The following is a 20,915-nucleotide window of genomic DNA, read 5'->3' as shown; positions in this document are numbered from 1 at the left end:
CATGAATTGATGCGGCTTTCAATATAGTATCGCAATAATATGAGAACCAAATTGCGTAGCCATAGTATGCTGAATGGCTTTACTGTTTTGTCGAGTTTAGTTTTGCCTTTTCATAAATATAATTCAAAGCTTGTTCATGAATACCGTTTTAGTTTTAGTTGTCAGTGGGTTTTAAAATAAGTTATCTATGAGTATTTTTTAACCTAAATACTTGAGATTTCAATTTGTTATTAGTAAGTGAAAATAAATCAATTCATATTTGTTGTAATTTTGAACAGTTGGCGGTTAGTTTATATTTTTAATACAAACAAAAGGAAATTAAATATGAAGTTATCTCTTATGGGTATGGCAGTTATCTTACTCTCTGCAAGTGCACTGGTACCAATGGCTCAGGCATCAGGTTCTCCATATACACTGTGTAAATATGAATTTGAGACCGGCGCCCCAGATCATATCAGACCACCAAATTCAGACTCATTCACTAAGTATTACTCTGGACATGTGAGCTGCCCATCAACATATGTAGGCGCTTGGGGCTATTATTTATTAAAGATCCAAAGACACTTTAATTAGAGTCAACCTAAATAAGTAGGTTACACGGCCTAGGTAGCACGGTTTACTTTCAGAAAACTTGGTGCGCTAAACCTGCAAGTTCCTTGGCTGTGTATATTTAGGAACTTAATCTTCATATAAGAACATTATTTAGCCTCACCGTTTTGTTTACTTATTTCAAGCCTACATACATCAATGTTTTAACAAATGAGCTTATAGCCTTATTGGTTGCTATCGAGAGTGTGTCGTTAGGTAAAGTTAGCAGTCAAAAATATGAGCAAAATATTTCTGCTCGTTACTTTAGGGTTTTGACAAGTGCTTTCATTGTTTCTATCTATAGGTAAATTTAAAACTGCGTGCAGCGAAAAGGGGATCACAAGAAGTACTCACAAAATAGGAAACCAGTTTGAACAACTCAGTATATTCACGCCTTTGGTATCAAGCGTTTGCTGAGTTAATATTAGCTTTCGTACTGAGAGCTGAGCGTTTTCACCCTTTGTAGAAGCTACTTTAACTAAAATTGAAGCAAATTGGACTAGGAGCCAGGTTATAAAAAGCTGTATTGCACAAGTGGTGATATCTGGCGCAGTAGTCGTGCTATTTTTTAGAGGTGTAATTATAAAATTAGTAGTATTTGGTGATTAAATTTTATTTTTATTAAAATAAGAAAGTGATGGTTTTTGAAGTTAACCATCACACCGTGATTTATTTTAGTTAAATAAAATCACATTAACACATAGCAGTCCAACAGCAGGCTGTTTGCTGTTTATTTGTATATAGCAATGTATCACATGTTTGTGCTTTGACAGAGCCACAGTGATTGGTGCAATTATCAGTAAGGCGTCCACCACCAACTTCAGGGGTTGCGTTAACTGGAAGCTGCTTATTATCTTGGCTTAGGGATTTAAAGCTTTTTTTATTTAGGCTAAGTTTCATATTCAATCCTTTTAAATTATAATTGCAACTATAACTTAGTTGCTGCTTGGTTTTTATTAATTTTAAATGTTTTTTAAAAATATAGTGCCCATTTAATTGGTATTTCTTTCTGAGAATTTTTATATTTAACAGTTCTTATAGCATTACCAATACGATTCAGTCATTTCTGGCTGTATAGGCCCCCAATGATACCTTTACCATGCTCACATCATTAGATATTAACGTCATAAAAGCTTAACGCTACTATCACTTGAGTGTTTTTGTTTTAATGTAATGTATCATAAGGAGGCCCTAAGTTACCGGTTTATTTATATTGTGTAAATGCCTGGATTCTATAAAATTAAATATTTAATGCGGTTAAATCTCAGGCTGTTTTTTTCAAGACTTTATTGTTGACAAAGCCTAAATTAAATAAAATCATCAGCTTTGTTTTTATTGAACCTTTAGTTATGTCGAGCTTAAAAATATGATGTCTAAAATAACCGCTTTAGTTGAAGCAAAGCTTTTCCAAAACTTTTTGATAGCAGTCATTTTGTTTAATGCTGTTACCTTAGGCTTAGAAACCACCACTTTTGGCAAAAGCAATGCTGACCTATTGCACAAAATTGACACTGTCATCTTACTTATTTTCACTTTTGAGTTAGTGTTAAAGCTAATTGCTTATCGATTGAAGTTTTTCAAATCTGGCTGGAATTGCTTTGATTTAATCATTGTTGCAATTTCTTGGGTACCTGCTGGTGGCGCGTTGTCAGTGCTACGAGCGTTCAGAATTCTCAGAGTATTACGCCTGTTCTCTGTTGTGCCACAGATGCGAAAAGTTATCGGAGCTTTGGGCCATTCGTTACCTGGGATGGCTTCGGTTGTAGGCGTGTTAGGGGTTGTGTTTTATGTTTCTGCGGTATTGACCACTAAGCTATTTGGTCAGCATCCTGATCCGAATATGCAAGAGTGGTTTGGGAGTATTGGCGCGTCTTCGTACACGTTGTTTCAGGTCATGACGCTAGAGAGCTGGTCAATGGGGATTGTAAGGCCCACAATGGAGCTATTCCCTTATTCTTGGTTGTTCTTTATTCCCTTTATTGTTTTTACGAGTTTTGCGGTGCTAAATCTTTTCATTGGTATTATTGTCGACGCAATGCAAGTTATGCATGAGCAAGAAGAAAAAGAAGAGGGCGCATCTGCAACAAAAGAGGACATTCAACGTCTTGAGGCCAAGCTGGATGCGTTGTTACAAAACAACAAACACAGTTAATTGAATTTGTGCTGAGCAAAGCAGTTCAAAACGGTGAGTGCAGTTAAATCCTTATTGCACTCACTCGGCGCTTTATATCAAGTGGTTAATTTGATTGCGATAAGTAATCGAGGGTGAACTCAGTGAGTGCGCGCGTACCTAATTTAAACGCTGATTCATCGGCAAAAAAGTAAGGCGAGTGGTTACTTGGCGCATCTTTAGGATGGGTGCCTTTCGGGGTTCCTCCCAAAAATACGAATAAACCAGGTACCTCCATGGCGTAAAACGAGAAGTCTTCGGCGCCAGTCACTTTCGGCATATTGATGAGCCCTGATGCGCCGACTACTTTTGCAAGCGATGGTAGCATTTTCTCGGTCAGCAGTGGATCATTCACAGTGACAGGGTAACCTTCTTTAATCACGACTTTGGCCTTATTGCCAGAGGCTTTTGCCGTGTGCTCTGCGGTATGGGTTATTTTATCAAAGATCTGCTGTCTATTTTCCATATCAAAATTGCGAATTGTCCCTATCATATTAACTTCTTCCGGGATGATATTGTTTCGTACACCACCTGAGATTTTGCCAAAAGATACGATTGCAGGCTCTTTGGTAATATCAATTTGTCGACTCACAATATGATTGACTCCAGACACAATTTGAGCGGCGGCCGCAATGGGATCTGCGCCAGCCCAAGGTGTAGAGCCGTGCGTTTGTTCTCCTGTCACTGTAATTTCAAATCTATCGGCACTGGCCATCGTTGGGCCACTCCGATAGCCGATTTGGCCAACATTGAGCTTGGATGTGATATGTAAACCAAAAGCCACATCGGGCTGATATCTGTCAAATATACCTTGCTTTAACATCAGCTCCGCTCCACCTTCTTCTCCTTCTGGCGCACCTTCTTCTGCTGGTTGAAAGACGAACATGACGTTACCTGCAAGCTCGCTTTGCATACCGCTGAGTACTTCAGCTGCACCCATTAACATTGCGACATGTGTATCGTGGCCGCAAGCATGCATAATACCGACATCAACGCCTTGATAATTTGTCATTTTTGTTGATTTAAAGGACAAATCAGTTTTTTCTGTCACAGGGAGCGCATCCATATCTGCACGTAGCATGACTGTTGGCCCTGGCTTTGCGCCTTTTAGAAAACCGACGACGCCAGTGTAAGCAATGTCTGTTTCGACTTGCATCCCTAAAGATTTTAAATGCTTTGCGACGAGCGCAGCAGTGCGCACTTCACGGTTGCCTAGTTCGGGGTTTTGGTGGATATCTCGCCGCCAATTAATGACTTTGGACTCAACTTGCTTGAGCAGGTTGATGTGATCTGATGAAGCCAATGTGTTATAGCTCAAACTCATCAACAAAATTGATAGCCCTATTTTATTTGTTATTTTCTTCATATCCTTTCTCATATTTTTGTTGCTAGCACTTAGCATATCTAACACGAGAAATAGGTGTTTTGAATTAAATTCGACGAGTAGCTAGGTAAAAAGGATTGATTTTTATTTTTGGCTTTTCTCGTTCGAAATGTTCTATGGTGTTAGAATAATTTGTTTATATAGCTGTATTGTCGTCAGTTTTTATTAGAAGCAGTGGAAAATTATGATGGGATCTGTACTCATGGATATTTTACTATTCTCAGCTTTAGATACTTTGCTAGGAGTAACCTTGTCAGGTATTTTGTGGTGCTTATATGTAAAGCTAAAATCTTTTGCGCAAGGTGAAAGCGCAGATATTTTTATCGCGATAGGAAATGGTTGTAAGTTTTTATCTTTTTCAATTTTTCTACCGCTATTATTTGAAGTAATCTTGCTAATATTATTAGGGGATGGGGCGCAGCGCTATCTTATTTATGCTGTTGATGTACCTTATTACATACTGACTATTCTTGCCTCTTTATACTTTTTTAGAAGTATCCGGTATATCAAGCAAAAAAGTAAAGCTGAAGCCTGAGCACTATATGAACGATGCGTACCTTTGATGAACGATGCGTACCTTTGATGAACGATGCGTACCTTTGCTTTTGGCAAGGTAAGCATCGTTTTTTATCTTTGATTACTTATTAACAAAGCCTTGAGTGGCAAGTACCAAAAGAGTGGCAGCCATAAGTTGTACCCGTACAGTCTCTCCAATCCGTTCTGAAACCGCCAGCAACTTTGTCTGTTAGCTCTTGTGGTAGGTTTTTATTTGTTTTAGTAAGGCTTTTCATACTTTTTTTATTAAGTGATAGTTTCATTGTAATTTCCTTTTTTGTTTAATAATTGCACATTAATCATAATGCGATTGAGTTATTTGGCTATTGAAAAATAATGAAATGAAATATTTTATGTTTACTTCAATAAATAGGATAAAACTTGGTGAAAACAAGCGTTTTATAAATTTTTTATCGGCATAAAGTTTTGGATTGGTTGCTAAGTTCAGTTTTTTATACTTTTTATTTTAATAATGTGTCGTGCTGTTACACATTCAGATTGCTCAAGTTAAGCACTGTGCTTCAGCATATTGATTACGTGTGTGGTGCGATTTTTATAAAAATCAATAAGTGAACTAACTGGCTTCATGTTTAATCGCGGTGGATCCTGCTAATTTGAGCGGTTTTCTTTTCGCGAAAACACGGAGACTTGATAACAAAAGTTATTGGAAGGAAGCTCAGATAATTAAGCCAGTTAGGCCTAAGAGAGCTCGTCTAATTGTATGAATAGCTTTTAAAATTCAACATACTAGTTTCCACCTCATTACAGTTCTAAATCATTAACCAATTGATACTAAAGCTTATTATTATTTTGTGTGTGTTCGATTCTGACTTTCAGGAAAATTCAATGAGAAATCATAAAGACGTAAGGCGAATCTTTTTTGAAGTGCATACCCTGAATTAGCTTAATCGAGTTGGCCTCGATGAGATAACGAATTGCGCCAATAAGAAGGAAAAAACAATGAAGCTCTACGCTCATTCGATCACGCTATTTTTATCAGGTTTAATATTTAGCGCTACTGGATTTGCCAAAGATATTACGGGCCCTTATTTTGGGCAAACACCACCTGGCGAGACGCCAGAAGTATTCGCACCCGATATTGTATCTAAAGAGCATCGAGATTGGACTGGCAGATTTACGCCAGACATGACTGAATATTACTTTACAAGAAACAATCGTGAGGCTCGAACCAGTACGCAATTGATGTTTAAACTGATTGATGGGAAATGGCATGAAAAAGAGTTACCGGCAGGTGTTGGCGGCGCTGTTTCTGCTGATGGTATGAAGATGTACTCAGGTAGAACCTATCGTGACCGCATAGGTGATCAATGGTCTGAACCAAAAAGTATTGGCAAGGCATTTCAATCGATACCTATTATGGTGATCAGCGTATCAGACAAGGGTATGTATGTTTTTGATGAGCGAGAGGTTAAAGGCACAATTAGATATTCCCGTTTGATTGATGGCAAACGTGAGGCACCAAAAGCCTTTGGCAAGCAGATAAACTCAGGAAAATGGACTGCGCATCCATTTGTAGCACCAGATGAAAGCTATATCATTTGGGACAGTGAAAGAGCAGGCGGCTATGGTAAGACTGACTTGTATGTGAGTTTTCAATTAGAAAACGGCATATGGAGCGATGCAATAAACTTAGGAGAGAAAATCAATACGCCTGGGCCAGATACAGGCGCTGTGGTGTCTCCTGATGGGAAATACTTATTCTTCAACAGGAAATTTAGCGAGGATGATTCGGATATTATGTGGGTAGATGCCAAAGTCATTGATGATCTCAGGCCCAAGCGTTAAAAGTCATAGTATATTGTTAGTTGAATAAAGGCGCCTATTGAGCGCCTTTATTCATTTTAGTGCAATTGTTGTCCTGATAGTTAAAGTATTCGCTGTTTTTTCATCTACTCGTGCATATATTAATTTTTTTTCGCTGAGATACTCTACAATGGAGCCTGCACCTTAAGAGCGCTAGGAGAAAAGTTTGGCTAAAAAATATTATGTTGTTTGGAAGGGCAGAGAAACGGGGATTTTTTCGACATGGGCACAATGCAAGTCTTTGGTTGATGGCTTTGCGGGAGCTCGATTTAAGTCTTTTCCGTCATTAGCAGAAGCTGAAGCCGCGTTTGGTAAAAAATCTAATTTACAAGGTGAAAAAAGTACGGCAAGTAAAGGTGGTAAAGCCCCAAAACCAGCGCCGTTGACGCAAGCACAAATCGATACTATGCCATATGAATTTAAAATTTTTACTGATGGTGCGTGCGATCCGAACCCAGGGGAAGCGGGTACTGGGCTTGCTATTTATCATAGTAATCAATTATCTGAGCTTTGGTATGGATTCTATCAGCCTGTTGGCACAAACAATACGGCTGAATTACGAGGGTTAAAGCAAGCACTGGAGGTTGCGCTTGATTATCTAGAGCAAGGACACACTGTAGGAATATTTTGTGACTCTAAATATGCGATTGATTGTATTACTAAATGGGCCATTGGTTGGCAAAAAAAAGGTTGGACCAAGTCCGATGGTGAGATCAAGAATTTAGATATTATTCAACCGGCCTTTGAAATTTATCAAAAAATTGCGAGTAAGGTTAAGATCCATCACGTCAACGGGCATGTTGGCATAGAAGGTAATGAACTTGCTGACAGGATGTCGGTCGTAGCTATCGAGCGGCAATGCGAGATACTACGTCAGTTTGAAGACGTTGATAATATTGATGCTATATTGGCTTTGCGAGCTGGTTAGGCGTAGTCTTTAATACAATGATTTCTTTAAATAAAAACAATCTATTTTCGGATAAAAGTAATATAGGGAGATGTTGAACAATGAAATTCAGTTTTATTATATTTGTAATGGTGATTTTCTCTGGCTGTACGTCACAGCTATGGCAGGCACCCAGCTATCAAGAGAAAATTACTGGTTTTTATGCGGCTAAAGATAAAAAGTTATTGCTAATTACAGGCACAAAATACAGCTATGTCTTTGATGCTAATGACTTACTGACTAATTCATTAGAAGTAAGCAGGCATATTGAATTCATTCCTACGTATAGTGATTTCAAAATTGACACGAATAACCAAATAACCGGCACACTTAAATTAGTGTCCAATAGGGTTGCAGATAAGAAAATGCTAGCGGTAAATAACATCCCATTTGATCAGCATGGCAATGTAGCACTTGAGTTTAATTTAGAAGGCAAGCGCTATGATGTTGAAGGAAACTTTCCTTTTCAAACCTTAGCGGATGATCATTATGTTGCCATTGAAACGCCTGAAAGCGGGGTTACTAAAGTGGGTAAAATCGTCGTAACGCCCGTTGCCGTTGCCATTGATGCCGCAACAGTTGTTCCTATTGCTGCTTTTTTTGGTGTGTTGGGTATTTTAAACAAGGTTTAATGATCCGCTATTTAACCATTGTGTTTTATAAAGAGCTTTATAAACCAATGTCAAGGCAACAAATCGTTTTATCTAATTTTAAAAAAAGAGGGCTTAGGCTTTATAAGTTGGTTTTACTATGTGGTAGATACGTTACAGGTCTACCACTTTTACATTTGTTTATACTCTCTTTGTCTCATACCTCTTCTGCAATGACGGGCTCGACCCAGCCATCGATTAATGCCCTTTTCATCGTGAAAGCGCTTCCACGTTTTACATTAGTTTACACCACATACTGATTAAAGTTGGTACATTGGCTTCAGTGAATTGAAAGCTACTTGCTTGATAATAAATAAAAATTAAATCTGCTTTGTTTGTAGGTAAACACTTGCATGAGTGGGACTGATCAGAGTGGTAAAACAATATACAAAGCAAACTTGGAAACCTAAGTTGATTTTCGAGTGACAAGAAGTAAAGGATAAAACCATGAATAAAATTAAATCCATCTCAAGAGTGATATGTGTTGCTGCGACAATGATGTGCAATGTGAGTGTAGCTGCATCATTTCCTGCGCTTAAAGGGGATTGGTTCGGCCAACAAACACCAGGGTTAACGCCGGAGGTATTTGCAGCAAATACGGTGTCAATTGAAGGGCGTTATGAGTTTGGTATCTCTTTTTCACCAGATTTGAAAGAGATGTACTTTACAGCGTTAGATGTGATTACAGGAGTGGATACAAGCCCTAAAATCATGTATTCAAAAATCGAGAACGGGTACTGGACAAAGCCCAAAGAAGCCAGTTTTACTGATGGAAAGATGGAATATGAGCTCGTTCCTTACGCAAGTTTAAATGAAGAACGAGTGTACTTTACCGGCAGAAGCCCTGGCTCTAATGAATCTGGTATTTGGTATGTTACCAGAGAAGATGGAGGGCTAAGTGAAGCAAAGCGTTTTGAATCATCACTAAACACTGGACGACTCTCTGATTTTAATCAGGGCATTGATGGCGATATGATCTTTACCAATATGTCAGAGCGCAGAATGTATACCGCAAAAAAAGAAAATGGGCAGTTTTTAAGGGCTAAGCCGATGGACATTGAATTTGGTTTACATGGTTTTATATCACCTAATGAAGATTACTTGCTGGTTAACGCGAGACATCGTGACGATAAAGCGAGAAAAGACAGTGACTTATTTGTCTACTTCAAAGAAGCTGATGGTAGTTGGTCTAAACCTATTAATTTAGGTACGAGTATCAATACACCTTACTCAGAAACAGTGGCAAGAGTATCGCCAGATGGTCAGTATTTGTTTTTTGCCAGATATAACGAGCCAGATGATGTATCAAATATTTATTGGGCCAGTACGCAAATTATCACTGAGTTGAAAGAGGCTTATTTTAACCGGTAATAGAGCTAAATATAGGGTCACGGAAAAGGTAGGTCACTTTCCGTGATAACTTAGCGGAACTTTGATTCTTATCGCAGCATTTTATACATCAAAATGCAGGTAATCATCACTATTTTATTTTCATTTTATGGATAGTTTGTAGTGTGCCTCTTCTTTAATTTTTTTACGAGTTCATTTGGCAAAAAATAACCCTGATATGCTTTTTGAATTGAAATTTAGTTTGTTGTATTTTTTAATGAACTTTATCATGCAGTTAGACTCTATACTCCAAATATTCATTAAACTTGATAAATCAAAGAAGTAAGTAACTGTAATTAAAGCTCATTGTTTTTCTATTGGATTCATACAAAAAAGTGAGTAGTGGGACTTATGAAAATGGACTAAGTAGCTTATCAACTTGGCTTTATTGGTACGGTGGAATAATAAAAATAAATCAAGGAGATATATAGAGTGATTAGAGTGGCCCTTATCTTTTTGCTATTGTTGCAGTTTAGCGTACATGCACAATCGCAAGTCAGTATTGCAAAAAGCTTTGAATTTGAATCAAAGATACTAAAAGAGCAGAGAACAATAGTGGTATCTCTGCCGGATGGGTATGACGCTTCAAAAGCCGCTTATCCCGTGATCTACCTACTGGACGGTGTTCAAAATTTGAAACATGTAGTGGGGAGTGTTGATGTTTTAACACGCGTTGGTAGCATGCCGCCCAGTATTATTGTTGGGATCAAAAGTGAAAACCGAATGAAGGATTTCAGCCCAACCAAAATGGCTGGTGTTGAGGAGAGTGGCGGAGCGAAGGTTTTTTTAAATTTTTTGAGCAAAGAACTCATTCCTTATATCAATAATACATATAGAACAAATGATTTTAGTGTGTTAGAAGGTCATTCCCTAGCCGGATTGTTTGCCGCTTATAATTGATGGAGTCGCCAGATTTATTTGATGCCTACATAGTGATGGGTCCCGCATTTTGGTGGAATAAAGAAGAGCCAGTGAAAGACTTTAAAGCATTTTTAAGCGCTTCTGATACGTTAGATAAAGCATTGTACTTTGGTGTTGGAAAAGAAGATGGTAATCGTCATTCGTTGAAGCGATTTGTCAAAGAGCTTGAAACTACAACACCCAAAGGTGTTCGTTGGAAGCATGAAGAGTTTGATGATGAAGGGCATATGTCGGCACCGTTGCTTAACAACTATTTTGCGCTTAAATTTATCTTTTCAGATATGAGACTTCCTCAGGCGATTATGGATGACTTTAGCAGTGAGAAGTTCTTAGCCCATGAAGCTGGCATTATGAAAAAATACGGTCAAGCAGCGAAGCAGCCTCAAGAAATATATGTGCCTTTGGCCCTAGAGCTGATGAAGCAAGAAAACTATACAGGTGCTGTCACGGTGTTTAGGCGTAATGCTGAAGCTTATATCATGAATAAATACCCACAAAATTATGTATGGTTAGCTGAAGCGCTAGAAAAAAATAAAAAAGTGAAAGAAGCCATAAAAGTATATGAGCAAGCTTATACACTTTCACAAGAAACCGGTTATGGTGAGACTGATAAGTTTGCTGCAAAAATTAAAGAGCTAAAAGCAAAGTTGTAAATATCGGTTTGTTTATTTCACAGTGTGCTCCTTGAACACTTTAAAGTCGGAGCATACTGACAACGCATATTTTTAGCGGGTAGGCTGAGTAGTCTATTTAACTAGTCGTATAAATAATAACCAGTCGATTTTACTTTCCATCTTATATTGATGGTTTTGAGTCGTTTATTTAGGTCACTGCACCTGCTTGGTAAAGGGAAAGAAAATAATTACTTTCCCTTTTATTCATAGTTTATTCAACAGGGCTTATGTGAAATTAGCGCTTTCTAATACCCGGTACACAGCGGTAAAAGTTTGTTTTTGGCGCGCCAAACCATCCCATTGCTTTTGAATCATGCACAGCATAAAGCTCATATTCAGCACCAGGCTCTAATGTAATAGCAATAGATGCCATACCTTTAAAGCCAGCACGCTCAGGTTCTTTACTAAAGTTACACTCTAGATTAAGTACAACTTCACCAGATAAAACTTCACGAGGTTGACTTCCTTCGCCTGTATAATAAATGAAGCCGTGCTCATCATACTGTACACCAGGGATTAATAACGCATTATTGTTATCAAAATCGAAGTCAGAAACTGCCACCATTTTAACCACATCAACATGTGCGTATATAGTAGGGTCTGCAACTTCAGGTGCGTTTAATACTTGGTCATACGAGTAAATTGTCGCAGTTGTTGCCATTGCTGAGGTAGATAGAGCCGTTAGGGCAAGTGCAGCAAGTAATTTTTTCATTTTTTTATCCTTATTAAATTTAGTGAGTTTATGATTTATCGCCTGTTGACGGAAAAATAGTACCCACGGAATGTTTTAATTGGGTTTATGTTTTATTAAGTGTTTGTTAATTGTGTGGGGTGGTATTTGTAGATGATATTTATCAAAAGCCGGGATTGATGATAATAGAGCATTCGTGCTTGAGAATATTTGCCTAAATGATTGGGCTTTATTTTGTTGCTGCTATGACAAATGTGTGACTTCTGATTTAACTGAGAAATAGCAATCTTGCATCTATTTATAAAGAAGTTGAAAAATTGAGCATGTTATAAGGAGGGCTTGCATAGCTGGGTGAGAGAGGAAGCACTTAACATTCAGATTAAACGGCGCTAAGATGTCGCCAGTTTGTTTTATATCAGTTCGATAATTAGCCTCCATAGTGTTTAATGCTTCGGCTGTGTTTTAGAGGTTGATCCAAGATTATGCGCAAATCAGATAAAAAATTAGAAAAGGACATTGTTGCTGCTTTGACAGAAGCGTGTGAGGATGCTTTGAAAGTGTATAAAGGGTTTGAGTGGTTAACGCATGTGGTTAATTATCAAAATTTTCCCGGCAGCTTAACAGTTGTATGTATTTTTGATAATCAAGAGAGCTTAAACTTGGCAATGGGCGACGATAAAGGTGCAGGGTTTAAGTCGGCGATTGAGCGCAAGTTAATAGAACACAACATCAAGATTAAAGGTGTTACAAAGCGCATTTTATTTGATACCGAAGAGGCATGTAACGCTGAGCACAATGGCAATTGGAGTAAACGGTTGGATGGTGTGCAGCACGCACGTCATGTTTGACCGAGAGTGGACTTTTATGCTTACTCAAACGATTGTCAGTCTTTTAAAAAAATACCTATTTTCATGTTAGTATCTTATTAACCTTACATTCTAGAGTTGAAACTCTAATTTGGATCTTCGTAGCTTGCCAGCTGGTTATACCAGTTGTAAGCTATAAGCATATATCCCTTCATTTATTGCAACTATGCCATATATTGTATGTCGAGAAATCACAGTACACTGTGAGGATAAATACCGACTTTCCGCAACTGTGTTTTTACCCAAAGGTACATTGAGAGGAGCCGCTCTAATTGGTCCTGCTACTGGAATAAAGCGACAGTTTTATACCGCATTTGCAGAATTTTTGGCTGCCAATGGCTATGGCGTTTTAACCTATGATAACCGTGGAATTGGGCAATCTTTACAAGGCGATGTCAGTGACCATGACGCGACATTACAAAGTTGGGGTCAGCTGGATCAGCAAGCCGCCATTGCCGCGCTGATATCTGAATTTCCCGACTCCAATTATCATTTAATTGGCCACAGTGCCGGTGGACAGTTAATTGGTTTGGCATCTAACGCATTGAAGCTTAAATCAATGTTTAATGTTGCGAGCTCATCGGGTCGGTTGCTTAATATGAAGTTGCGGGATCAAGTTAAGTCACATTTTTTATGAACGTGTTTATTCCGTTTTCTAATTTACTTTTTGGTCATACAAAGTCTCAATGGTTTGGCATGGGAGAGGCGTTGCCTTCAGCTGTATCAAAACAGTGGCGTGCTTGGTGTAACGGAAAAGGCTATGTGAAAACCGCATTTGGTAAAACCATAGACAAGCACTACTTTTCAGAGCTGACGTTGCCCGCTTTGTGGGTGAATGCCGTGGATGATTTTATTGCAAATGATAAAAATGTGCGGGACATGATGTCTGTGAGTCCTAACATGAAAGCAGAAACTTTAACTTTAAACCCCAAAGAGTTTGGTTTGAAAGAAATTGGCCATATGAAGTTTTTCAGCCGTAGATCAGAAGTGCTTTGGCAAATATGTTTAGATTGGTTAGTTAAACACTCCGAACCGTGATTTTTATGGTGCGCCTTGTGAAATTGATAGTGGTATAATCATGTCCTGGAATCTGAATTAGCAGTATAGAAATCAGGGGATTAAATAAAAAATGGAGTTTAAAACAGCGCAAAAAGTTAAGTTGCATGGGCTTTATTTAGTTTTAACTATATTAACTATGTCACTTGGGCTTGTAACCAGATCGAGCATGGTGGATTTTCCTCAGTGGGTCCATCTTTACCTTGGGGATTTTTTGTGGGCGCTAATGGTGTTTTGGTTAATATGCTCATTAAAGCCTAAGTTTACGACAGTGCAGTTAGCTATGATCGCATTATTGTTTGCTTATTCGATTGAGTTCTCTCAGCTTTATCAAGGTGACTGGTTAAACACAATAAGGCATACCAAACTTGGCGCCTTGGTGTTTGGATTTGGTTTTAAAGTGAGCGATCTGGCAGCATATACACTTGGTATTGGGTTTGGTGTGTTTATTAAACATACATTGTTGAACCAGAAGAAAAAGTAGTAACTTTTTTTCATGTAATATTCATCGAACTATTTACTATATCTATTTGTTACTTTGATTTAAAGCTGTGCTTTAAACCTCGTTGACAACATTGCACTAAATATGGTGACAATACAGTGTAGCCAATCAGTAACACTTAATTAGGATTTTCTCATGAGTGCACAATCGGGTAATGAGCGAACTAAACATACCCAGGCATATTATATTGGCAAGGGCGTCGCTTTAGGTAGCAGTATTGGATGCATTATTGGATTGGCGATAGGGATGCCATTTGGTTTACTCGCTTATATTGGGATCCCTATTGGTGCGGGTGTCGCTATTGGTGTTGCAGGTGGCGTAGCTATATACCATGCAAAGCATCAAATTTAGGATTACCGTATTTATTTCAAATGCGATTGGAGGGCGCTATGGATTTTTCGAGTACTATCGATGGTTTGATCTTGTTTGTTAGTGGTGCTGTGATCTTACTGTATACCAGAGGAAGTTTGTTCCCTAGGCTCATTAAGAGCGAAGCGGCACTCGGTTACAAAGCCCCTTTATATTTGGTTGGGACCAGCATGACTCTGCTGGGTATTGGCGCAATGATGCACGGACTGTTTTAAAAGACAATTCGATATCTTATTACTTTTCAGCGGCATCCTGTTCTCTTCTGTTTGTACTTCTTTACGTTATTTATTAACTCGTGATTTTGATACTTCATTTTGAATGAATTGTAAAAATCACGGTTGTTGTAATAGCTTTTGGTTAACAAGTAGGTTCGTGCAATAATAGTGATGATATAAATAACAAAACAATATGTTGAAGATTTATCTAGGGAGTAGTCATATTGAAACTAAAAATCTTATCACTATTTTCAGCGGGTGTTTTTTCTTTATCGGCGCAAGCGACTATATTTGGCGCATGTGACGTTGCAATCAATGTATCAGGCTTTGAGGCATCCAAATGCGCCAAAACAAAGGCGCCACTTGATTATGCAAATCCAGATCTAGACCAAATCGAGCTAGCTATTCGTCAATTTCCTACAAAAGATGCTAAACAGTCTCGTGGGCAAGTGTGGCTTATACATGGCGGGCCAGGTGAAGCAGGGGCAGGGTTCACTCCATTTTTATCCGTATTTCGGGAAGCATTTAAAGGGTATGACATTATTGTGCCGGATCATCGAGGCACAGGTGAGTCTAGTCGACTTTGCCCAGCTCAGGAGTCAGCAAGTAGTGAAGCGGGTTATTCACTGGGTAATACAGAGTGGGGGCTCTGCATAGGTTCTTTATATGCTAATTCATCAAGAACACAGGCGTTTACAATCACTCATGCTGCTAAGGATCTGGCAGGCTTAATCGAAAAGTACCGCGCTGATAAAGAAGTATATGTATACGGTGTATCTTATGGTACGCAATTGACGTTACGCCTTATGCAAGTGGCTTCACCAAAGTTAGACGGTATTATTTTAGATGGACTTGTACCAAAAGAAGGTGATACTGAATGGGAGATCAGCCATCGCACCAGAGTTGTTGATAATGTAGGGCGTAAGCTACTGACAGATAAACAAGAAAAGCAGTTTGAAACATTACTAGCGTCAGATAATAAAGTGTGGCAGTCAGTGCTCAAGGGAGGAGATATTCGTTTTTTCATGGCTTCATTGCTTAACTATCATGACTTACGAAACCAGATCCCAGATTTAATTGAGCAAATAACAGCGGGTGATACGTCACTGCTCAAGCAAACTCTGCAATCACTTAAAGACAAGCAAGGCGATATTATTTCAGCTTACCCAACAGCGGCTCCTTCTTTACCTCTTTCCATGTTGATCACAAGCTCTGAAAATAACAGTAGGGCTAATTTAACTAAGGAAATAGTGAGCAAAGAGGCAGAAGGTGCGCTATTTACTAGTCACTTACCTCGACTGTTGGTAGATGTGCCTGCGCCATTATACCCACGTGATAAATACTTCGGGCAGTTACCAAAGCAGCTCCCGAGAACCTTGATTGTGCAGGGTACGCTAGATCCCAATACACCTTATGAAGCAGCCCAATTACATTCAAAGCACCTTGAAAATCTAGGTGATGTTCAGTTTGCTACTGTTAAGAATGCTGCGCATATTTTACCTATGGTCGCGCCTGAATGTTTTACTCAGTTGGCGTCACAATTTGTATCTAAAAATAAAGTCTCTGAAATATGTGAACTTTAAACTTCAAGCTTGAACTGAGTGTTATCAAAATATACGTTCATTAAAAAAATTCTACAAAATGCTTGACCCTCACGTTAGGTGATAGTTAACGATTAATTTGTCTTTCAGTAGTAACTAAAGGATTTAGAGTTGAATAAAGCAAAACGTTATAGCGTAAGTCAATTGAGCAAACTTGCTGGGGTGAGTGTTCGTACGCTGCACCATTATGACAAAATTGGCTTGTTAAAATCGCTTCGAGGAGCAAATGGTTATCGTGAGTATACGCAAACTCACTTGATCAAGTTACAGCAAATTATTGTGTATAAAGAGCTTGAGTTTAGCCTTGAAGAAATACAAAGCATTTTAAACGCAACGGATTTTGACTTATTGCAAGTTCTAAAAGACCAAAAAAGTATGCTGTTGAAACGACAAGAAAAAACACAGTTAATTATCAACAGTTTGGAGAATTCAATGAGCATATTAAATGGTGAAAAGAACTTAGATATCTTATTTAAAGATTTACCTTCAGAAAAAGTAGAGCGTTGGAAAGAGATGATTGCGCAGATTACAGAAAGTGGAACTTTAGATGAGTTTTATTTATCTTTGCAGCACTTAAGTAACGAAGAGGCTGAGTTTGAGCAGCGTTGTTTTGATGAGTGGGTTGAAAATTATAAACCATTGCTAAGTTTGCCAGTCCACAGCAAGGAGGTGCAAGCTTCAGTTGAACGGCATTTTGCGATAACCAACCGGCTTACCTCTACGTTAGAGGGTGGTGGTGCTGATTTTAAAGGAGTAAGTTACGAGGGGTACGTGGAACATGCCGACTCAGTTGTGTCGAATGATATTGCTCGAGACATGTATGAGCATTACAGCATAGGAATGGCAAGTCATTTACACAAAGCCATGCTGCACTTTGCTGATAACACATTAAAAGGCAACAGCGACAAGTTTAAAAACTTGGGGTTAGGTAACTGCTAAATAGAGGGCTAACTTCCACATATGCAGCATAAATAGGTGATGGTGTCATCACCCCAAACATATTAATAAATCAAAACAAACCAAATTACTTCCCCTAAGGGCATTATCAGTGATGCCCTTATTTCTTGTTTAAATTCATACTGCTTCATAAATTTAGTACTTCAAACTCAGTCAAAATATAGGTGTGACCAGTTAATCACCTTGATTCCTTTTAAGTTATGACCGTTTTATGTAGTCTAGACGGGTTTTTATTTTTGGAGGCATTTCGCTATGTTGCGAATTCTTATTTCTGCAAGCTTGGGGCTTGCAGTAAGCGCAGGTGTGTCAGCACAAGATGTGATGACCCCTGAAAAACTGTGGGAAGTTAAACGTGTTACTGCGTTGGGATTAAATAAAGATAAAACCCATGTCATTTACAGCGTAACGACCCCGAGCGTGGCAAATAATGATTTTGCCAGCAAGGTATATCAGGTGCCTGTTAAAGGTGGGAGTGCACAGCTATTAGAAGCCTATCAAGGCTTATTAATTGATAGCAATATCTCTCCTGATGGCACTAAAAAGCTATTCCATAAAAAGGTGAATATCGAGTCGGTTTTAGCAAGTCATAGACATAAAGACTTGTCTCAAGCGAATGCTTATGTATTCGATGATCTAAATTATCGCCATTGGGATACGTGGAATGATGGTGGCTTTAAGCACGTTTTCTATCAAGATTTAGCGACTGAAAAGAAAGTCGACATCATGGAAGGTAAGCCTTACTCAAGCCCAACCTCTCCATTTGGTGGCTCAAGTGATTACATTTGGGGCCCTAAAGGCGAGAACATTTACTATGTAAGTAAAAAGCTGACAGGGACAGAGTATGTTACCAGTACCAACACCGACATTTATCGTTATAACCTAGCGAGTAAAAAAACCACCAATATCACCGAAAGCAACCTAGGTTATGATAAGAGCCCTGCGTTTTCGTCAAAAGGAAATCTAGCGTGGCTTCAAATGGACGTGCCAGGGTATGAAGCGGATAAAAACGACATTATAGTACGCATCAAAAACAAAGAAGTTAATTTGACTGAGCAGTGGGATGGCACGGTAAATAGCTTCAAATGGAGCCCAGATGGCAAGCGTATTTACTTTGTTGCGCCAACCGATGGCACAATCCAATTATTCCAAGTATCAGTCAGTACTAAGCCAAAGATCAAACAGCTAACGAAAGGCCAGTTTGATGTGAATGGTATTGTCGCGGCAATGGATAAGCACTTAGTCGTGACGCGCAGCAGCATGAACCGCGCATCAGAAATTTTCCGCTTTGACCTACGCAAGAAAAACCTAACAGCACTGACCAAAGTCAATGACGCATTTTATGCAGGCCTTGACTTACCAACCGTTAAGAAGCGTATGGTGACGACAAAAGACGGTCAAGAAATGCTAACTTGGGTGATTTATCCGCCTAATTTTGATGAAAATAAAAAGTACCCAACACTACTTTATTTACAGGGCGGCCCTCAGTCTGCGCTTTCACAGTTTTATTCGTTCCGCTGGAACTTCCAAGTAATGGCATCACAAGGGTATATCGTTGTGGCACCAAATCGCCGCGGTATGCCAGGTCATGGTGTTAAGTGGAATGAAGACATTACGCAAGATTGGGGTGGTAAGGCAATGCAAGACTACCTTGATGCCATTGATGATGTGTCAAAAGCATCTTACGTTGATAAAAAGCGTATTGGCGCAATCGGCGCAAGCTTTGGTGGTTACTCTGCATTTTATTTAGCGGGCAACCATGATGGTCGCTTTAAAACCTTTATCTCGCATTGTGGTATCTTCGATTTACGCAGCATGTACGGCACAACGGAAGAGCTATTCTTCGTAAACCATGAATTTGGTGGTCCATATTGGGAGCAAGGCAATGCGTCTATTAACCAAACATATAATGAGTTCAACCCAATTAATTATGTAGATAAGTGGGATGCACCTATGTTTGTGATCCATGGTGGTAAAGACTACCGTGTACCATTAGGCCAAGGTATTCAGGCGTTTCAAGCTGCAAAATTACGTGGTTTAGAGAGCCGTTTCTTATACTTCCCTGAAGAGAATCACTGGGTATTGACGCCGCAAAACGGCATTGTATGGCAACGTGAGTTCTTCAAATGGTTAGAAGACACACTATAAACTAGCAACAAGTTAGTTTGTATTAAACGTTTTGATGCCTGAGTACAAACCTGTGCTCAGGCATTTTTTATTGCTTTGATAATGCTTTTAAAGCAATAAAATCGAGTATTATCACGACAGTTACTAGGTTCATTAAAGGGCTATAAATACGAGGCGGACTCAATCAAATTGTGAGTGTCAGGCTTTCCCTTTGTTGGCTTGGCAAATTGTTTAGATGAGCGCACTAAGCTGATATTAACTTCACCCGAAAGCCAGAATGGCCCGTCAATTACCTTGCAATGGGCTATGCCGACAAAAAACAAAGCGTACGACACAAAAATGCAAGTGCTTTGGGAAATAGAAAGTCTTTAGTAACACGAAAAAAGCATACAAAATTATAAGCTGAGTTCCAGTATATCTTGATTCAATTAGATAACTTGATCTAACAACACATACTTATTTTTTATATCTGATACTTGCCAAGAGAAGGGGTTAAGTGGTTTTAATTTTTTGTTCAGTAAGCACTGACGGATATTTCTGTTGGTGATGAATGCTATGTGACAATCGAAGTACTTTTATTGTTTCTGTATCGGTGACATTTAATTGAGTTATTGTTATGGTGAAGTTTAATAAAGAGAGTATCTGAATCGCTGTTTTATGCGATATTTGTCGTAGTAAAAGTGTTAGATTTTATGGAGTTTAAATGTTTAGGTTAAGGACCAAATTTTTCATTGTACCTTTTTTGGTTTCTGGTTGTGCTACCACTACAGTTCAGTACGAAGAGCCTACTGTTGGGGATATAGCTAAAGTTAGGTTTGTTGCTTCAGGCCACCATGTTGGAGAGGCTGTAGTTGTTGGGTTTGATAACTCTGAGTGTGAAAACGGAAAAAATCGAGTATCACTATTTGCAAAAATGCATGGAAACTTTACGAAGTCAAAAAGGGTTGGAATACCATTATGGAGCTACGGGGACTATGCTGCGAATGCTAAAGAGTTTTTATTTGAAGCGGATAAACCACACAATTTTTTAATATTTAAAAGGCCTGGTGGTTTGGGGACAAGCATATCTTGTGGTTCATTTATATCAACATCATTTGAGAAAGATAGAAACTATGAGATTGATTTTGATACCAATGGCTGCAGAGCCATAGTTTATGAGATTCAAGAGAATGATGGCGATTATAGTCGTGTACTTGCACTTATTGGGAACACCAATATTTCAAGCATGCCCAACCGCTGCATTAGAGAATATAATAATAGAATTGGTACAAAGATTCCTGTTAAGGAACCGAAGTTGAAATAGCGAAATTGAAATAAAGTAAAGTGAAATAGGACACGCACAAATTTTTTGCTTAAATTGCGTTACTGACCACTGTTTAAATATCGAGTTTTTAATTGAGTTGAATAGGAATGACAAGAGCACGAAACGCACT

General features: G+C 38.7%; 23 protein-coding genes. 19 read left to right on the top strand and 4 right to left on the bottom strand.

Annotated features, from left to right (window positions below; genetic code table 11):
* Positions 1 to 324 precede the first annotated feature (324 nt).
* Positions 325 to 573, top strand: a complete 249-nt coding sequence (locus L1077_RS20705) for a hypothetical protein (RefSeq protein ID WP_237138807.1) — start codon at positions 325 to 327, stop codon at positions 571 to 573.
* Positions 574 to 1,281: 708 nt separating this feature from the next.
* On the opposite strand, the gene L1077_RS20700 is transcribed toward L1077_RS20705, so the two are convergent.
* Complete coding sequence (locus L1077_RS20700) at positions 1,282 to 1,488, bottom strand: hypothetical protein (protein WP_063364119.1); 207 nt, start codon at positions 1,486 to 1,488, stop codon at positions 1,282 to 1,284.
* 466 nt (positions 1,489 to 1,954) lie between these two features.
* On the opposite strand from L1077_RS20700, the gene L1077_RS20695 reads away from it, so the two are divergent.
* Complete coding sequence (locus tag L1077_RS20695) at positions 1,955 to 2,740, top strand: ion transporter (protein ID WP_237138806.1); 786 nt, start codon at positions 1,955 to 1,957, stop codon at positions 2,738 to 2,740.
* Between the two features lie 85 nt (positions 2,741 to 2,825).
* Here L1077_RS20695 and L1077_RS20690 read toward each other — a convergent pair whose 3' ends face one another.
* Positions 2,826 to 4,124, bottom strand: a complete 1,299-nt coding sequence (locus L1077_RS20690) for an amidohydrolase (RefSeq protein ID WP_237138805.1) — start codon at positions 4,122 to 4,124, stop codon at positions 2,826 to 2,828.
* Positions 4,125 to 4,326: 202 nt separating this feature from the next.
* On the opposite strand from L1077_RS20690, the gene L1077_RS20685 reads away from it, so the two are divergent.
* Positions 4,327 to 4,677 (top strand): hypothetical protein, encoded by a 351-nt coding sequence (locus tag L1077_RS20685; protein WP_237138804.1) that lies wholly within the window; start codon positions 4,327 to 4,329, stop codon positions 4,675 to 4,677.
* A 109-nt stretch (positions 4,678 to 4,786) separates the two neighbouring features.
* On the opposite strand, the gene L1077_RS20680 is transcribed toward L1077_RS20685, so the two are convergent.
* On the bottom strand, positions 4,787 to 4,960 hold the full coding sequence (locus tag L1077_RS20680) for a hypothetical protein (protein WP_155732025.1): 174 nt from the start codon (positions 4,958 to 4,960) through the stop codon (positions 4,787 to 4,789).
* A gap of 697 nt (positions 4,961 to 5,657) precedes the next feature.
* On the opposite strand from L1077_RS20680, the gene L1077_RS20675 reads away from it, so the two are divergent.
* The 6 genes from L1077_RS20675 to L1077_RS20650 all read left to right on the top strand — a co-directional run bounded on the left by L1077_RS20675 (position 5,658) and on the right by L1077_RS20650 (position 11,080).
* Complete coding sequence (locus L1077_RS20675; protein WP_237138803.1) at positions 5,658 to 6,503, top strand: hypothetical protein; 846 nt, start codon at positions 5,658 to 5,660, stop codon at positions 6,501 to 6,503.
* 184 nt (positions 6,504 to 6,687) lie between these two features.
* Positions 6,688 to 7,449 (top strand): ribonuclease H1 domain-containing protein, encoded by a 762-nt coding sequence (locus L1077_RS20670; RefSeq protein WP_237138802.1) that lies wholly within the window; start codon positions 6,688 to 6,690, stop codon positions 7,447 to 7,449.
* An 80-nt stretch (positions 7,450 to 7,529) separates the two neighbouring features.
* Positions 7,530 to 8,099, top strand: a complete 570-nt coding sequence (locus L1077_RS20665; protein WP_237138801.1) for a hypothetical protein — start codon at positions 7,530 to 7,532, stop codon at positions 8,097 to 8,099.
* A gap of 465 nt (positions 8,100 to 8,564) precedes the next feature.
* Positions 8,565 to 9,488, top strand: a complete 924-nt coding sequence (locus L1077_RS20660; RefSeq protein WP_237138800.1) for a hypothetical protein — start codon at positions 8,565 to 8,567, stop codon at positions 9,486 to 9,488.
* Positions 9,489 to 9,938: 450 nt separating this feature from the next.
* Positions 9,939 to 10,406 (top strand): alpha/beta hydrolase, encoded by a 468-nt coding sequence (locus L1077_RS20655; protein ID WP_237138799.1) that lies wholly within the window; start codon positions 9,939 to 9,941, stop codon positions 10,404 to 10,406.
* Complete coding sequence (locus L1077_RS20650) at positions 10,403 to 11,080, top strand: hypothetical protein (RefSeq protein ID WP_237138797.1); 678 nt, start codon at positions 10,403 to 10,405, stop codon at positions 11,078 to 11,080. Before L1077_RS20655 ends, L1077_RS20650 begins: the two co-directional genes overlap by 4 nt.
* A gap of 256 nt (positions 11,081 to 11,336) precedes the next feature.
* On the opposite strand, the gene L1077_RS20645 is transcribed toward L1077_RS20650, so the two are convergent.
* Complete coding sequence (locus tag L1077_RS20645; protein WP_237138796.1) at positions 11,337 to 11,813, bottom strand: hypothetical protein; 477 nt, start codon at positions 11,811 to 11,813, stop codon at positions 11,337 to 11,339.
* Between the two features lie 461 nt (positions 11,814 to 12,274).
* Between L1077_RS20645 and L1077_RS20640 the strand changes: the two genes are divergently transcribed.
* From L1077_RS20640 to L1077_RS20600, 10 genes are all read left to right on the top strand, one after another.
* The gene (locus tag L1077_RS20640) at positions 12,275 to 12,640 is read left to right on the top strand and encodes a Fis family transcriptional regulator (protein ID WP_237138795.1); all 366 of its coding nucleotides are present in this window, start codon (positions 12,275 to 12,277) and stop codon (positions 12,638 to 12,640) included.
* Between the two features lie 184 nt (positions 12,641 to 12,824).
* Positions 12,825 to 13,295 (top strand): alpha/beta fold hydrolase, encoded by a 471-nt coding sequence (locus L1077_RS27645; RefSeq protein ID WP_343222263.1) that lies wholly within the window; start codon positions 12,825 to 12,827, stop codon positions 13,293 to 13,295.
* The gene (locus tag L1077_RS27640) at positions 13,292 to 13,696 is read left to right on the top strand and encodes a hypothetical protein (protein WP_343222262.1); all 405 of its coding nucleotides are present in this window, start codon (positions 13,292 to 13,294) and stop codon (positions 13,694 to 13,696) included. Before L1077_RS27645 ends, L1077_RS27640 begins: the two co-directional genes overlap by 4 nt.
* A 91-nt stretch (positions 13,697 to 13,787) precedes the next feature.
* Complete coding sequence (locus L1077_RS20630; protein WP_237138794.1) at positions 13,788 to 14,198, top strand: DUF2809 domain-containing protein; 411 nt, start codon at positions 13,788 to 13,790, stop codon at positions 14,196 to 14,198.
* A 153-nt stretch (positions 14,199 to 14,351) separates the two neighbouring features.
* Complete coding sequence (locus L1077_RS20625; RefSeq protein ID WP_237138793.1) at positions 14,352 to 14,567, top strand: hypothetical protein; 216 nt, start codon at positions 14,352 to 14,354, stop codon at positions 14,565 to 14,567.
* A 38-nt stretch (positions 14,568 to 14,605) separates the two neighbouring features.
* A complete protein-coding gene (locus L1077_RS20620; protein WP_237138791.1) occupies positions 14,606 to 14,800 on the top strand; it encodes a hypothetical protein in 195 nt (64 codons plus the stop codon).
* A gap of 224 nt (positions 14,801 to 15,024) precedes the next feature.
* Positions 15,025 to 16,383 (top strand): alpha/beta hydrolase, encoded by a 1,359-nt coding sequence (locus L1077_RS20615; protein ID WP_237138790.1) that lies wholly within the window; start codon positions 15,025 to 15,027, stop codon positions 16,381 to 16,383.
* Positions 16,384 to 16,512: 129 nt separating this feature from the next.
* On the top strand, positions 16,513 to 17,340 hold the full coding sequence (locus tag L1077_RS20610) for a MerR family transcriptional regulator (protein WP_237138789.1): 828 nt from the start codon (positions 16,513 to 16,515) through the stop codon (positions 17,338 to 17,340).
* 270 nt (positions 17,341 to 17,610) lie between these two features.
* Entirely contained in the window at positions 17,611 to 19,503 is a 1,893-nt protein-coding gene (locus L1077_RS20605) for a S9 family peptidase (protein ID WP_237138788.1), read from the top strand.
* Between the two features lie 682 nt (positions 19,504 to 20,185).
* On the top strand, positions 20,186 to 20,785 hold the full coding sequence (locus L1077_RS20600; RefSeq protein ID WP_237138787.1) for a hypothetical protein: 600 nt from the start codon (positions 20,186 to 20,188) through the stop codon (positions 20,783 to 20,785).
* Positions 20,786 to 20,915 lie beyond the last annotated feature (130 nt).

The organism is Pseudoalteromonas luteoviolacea (genome assembly GCF_021654285.1).
Taxonomy (GTDB): domain Bacteria; phylum Pseudomonadota; class Gammaproteobacteria; order Enterobacterales; family Alteromonadaceae; genus Pseudoalteromonas; species Pseudoalteromonas luteoviolacea_J.
The sequence above is the reverse complement of the archived record's forward strand: the minus strand, read 5'-3'. Positions and strand labels throughout refer to the sequence as shown.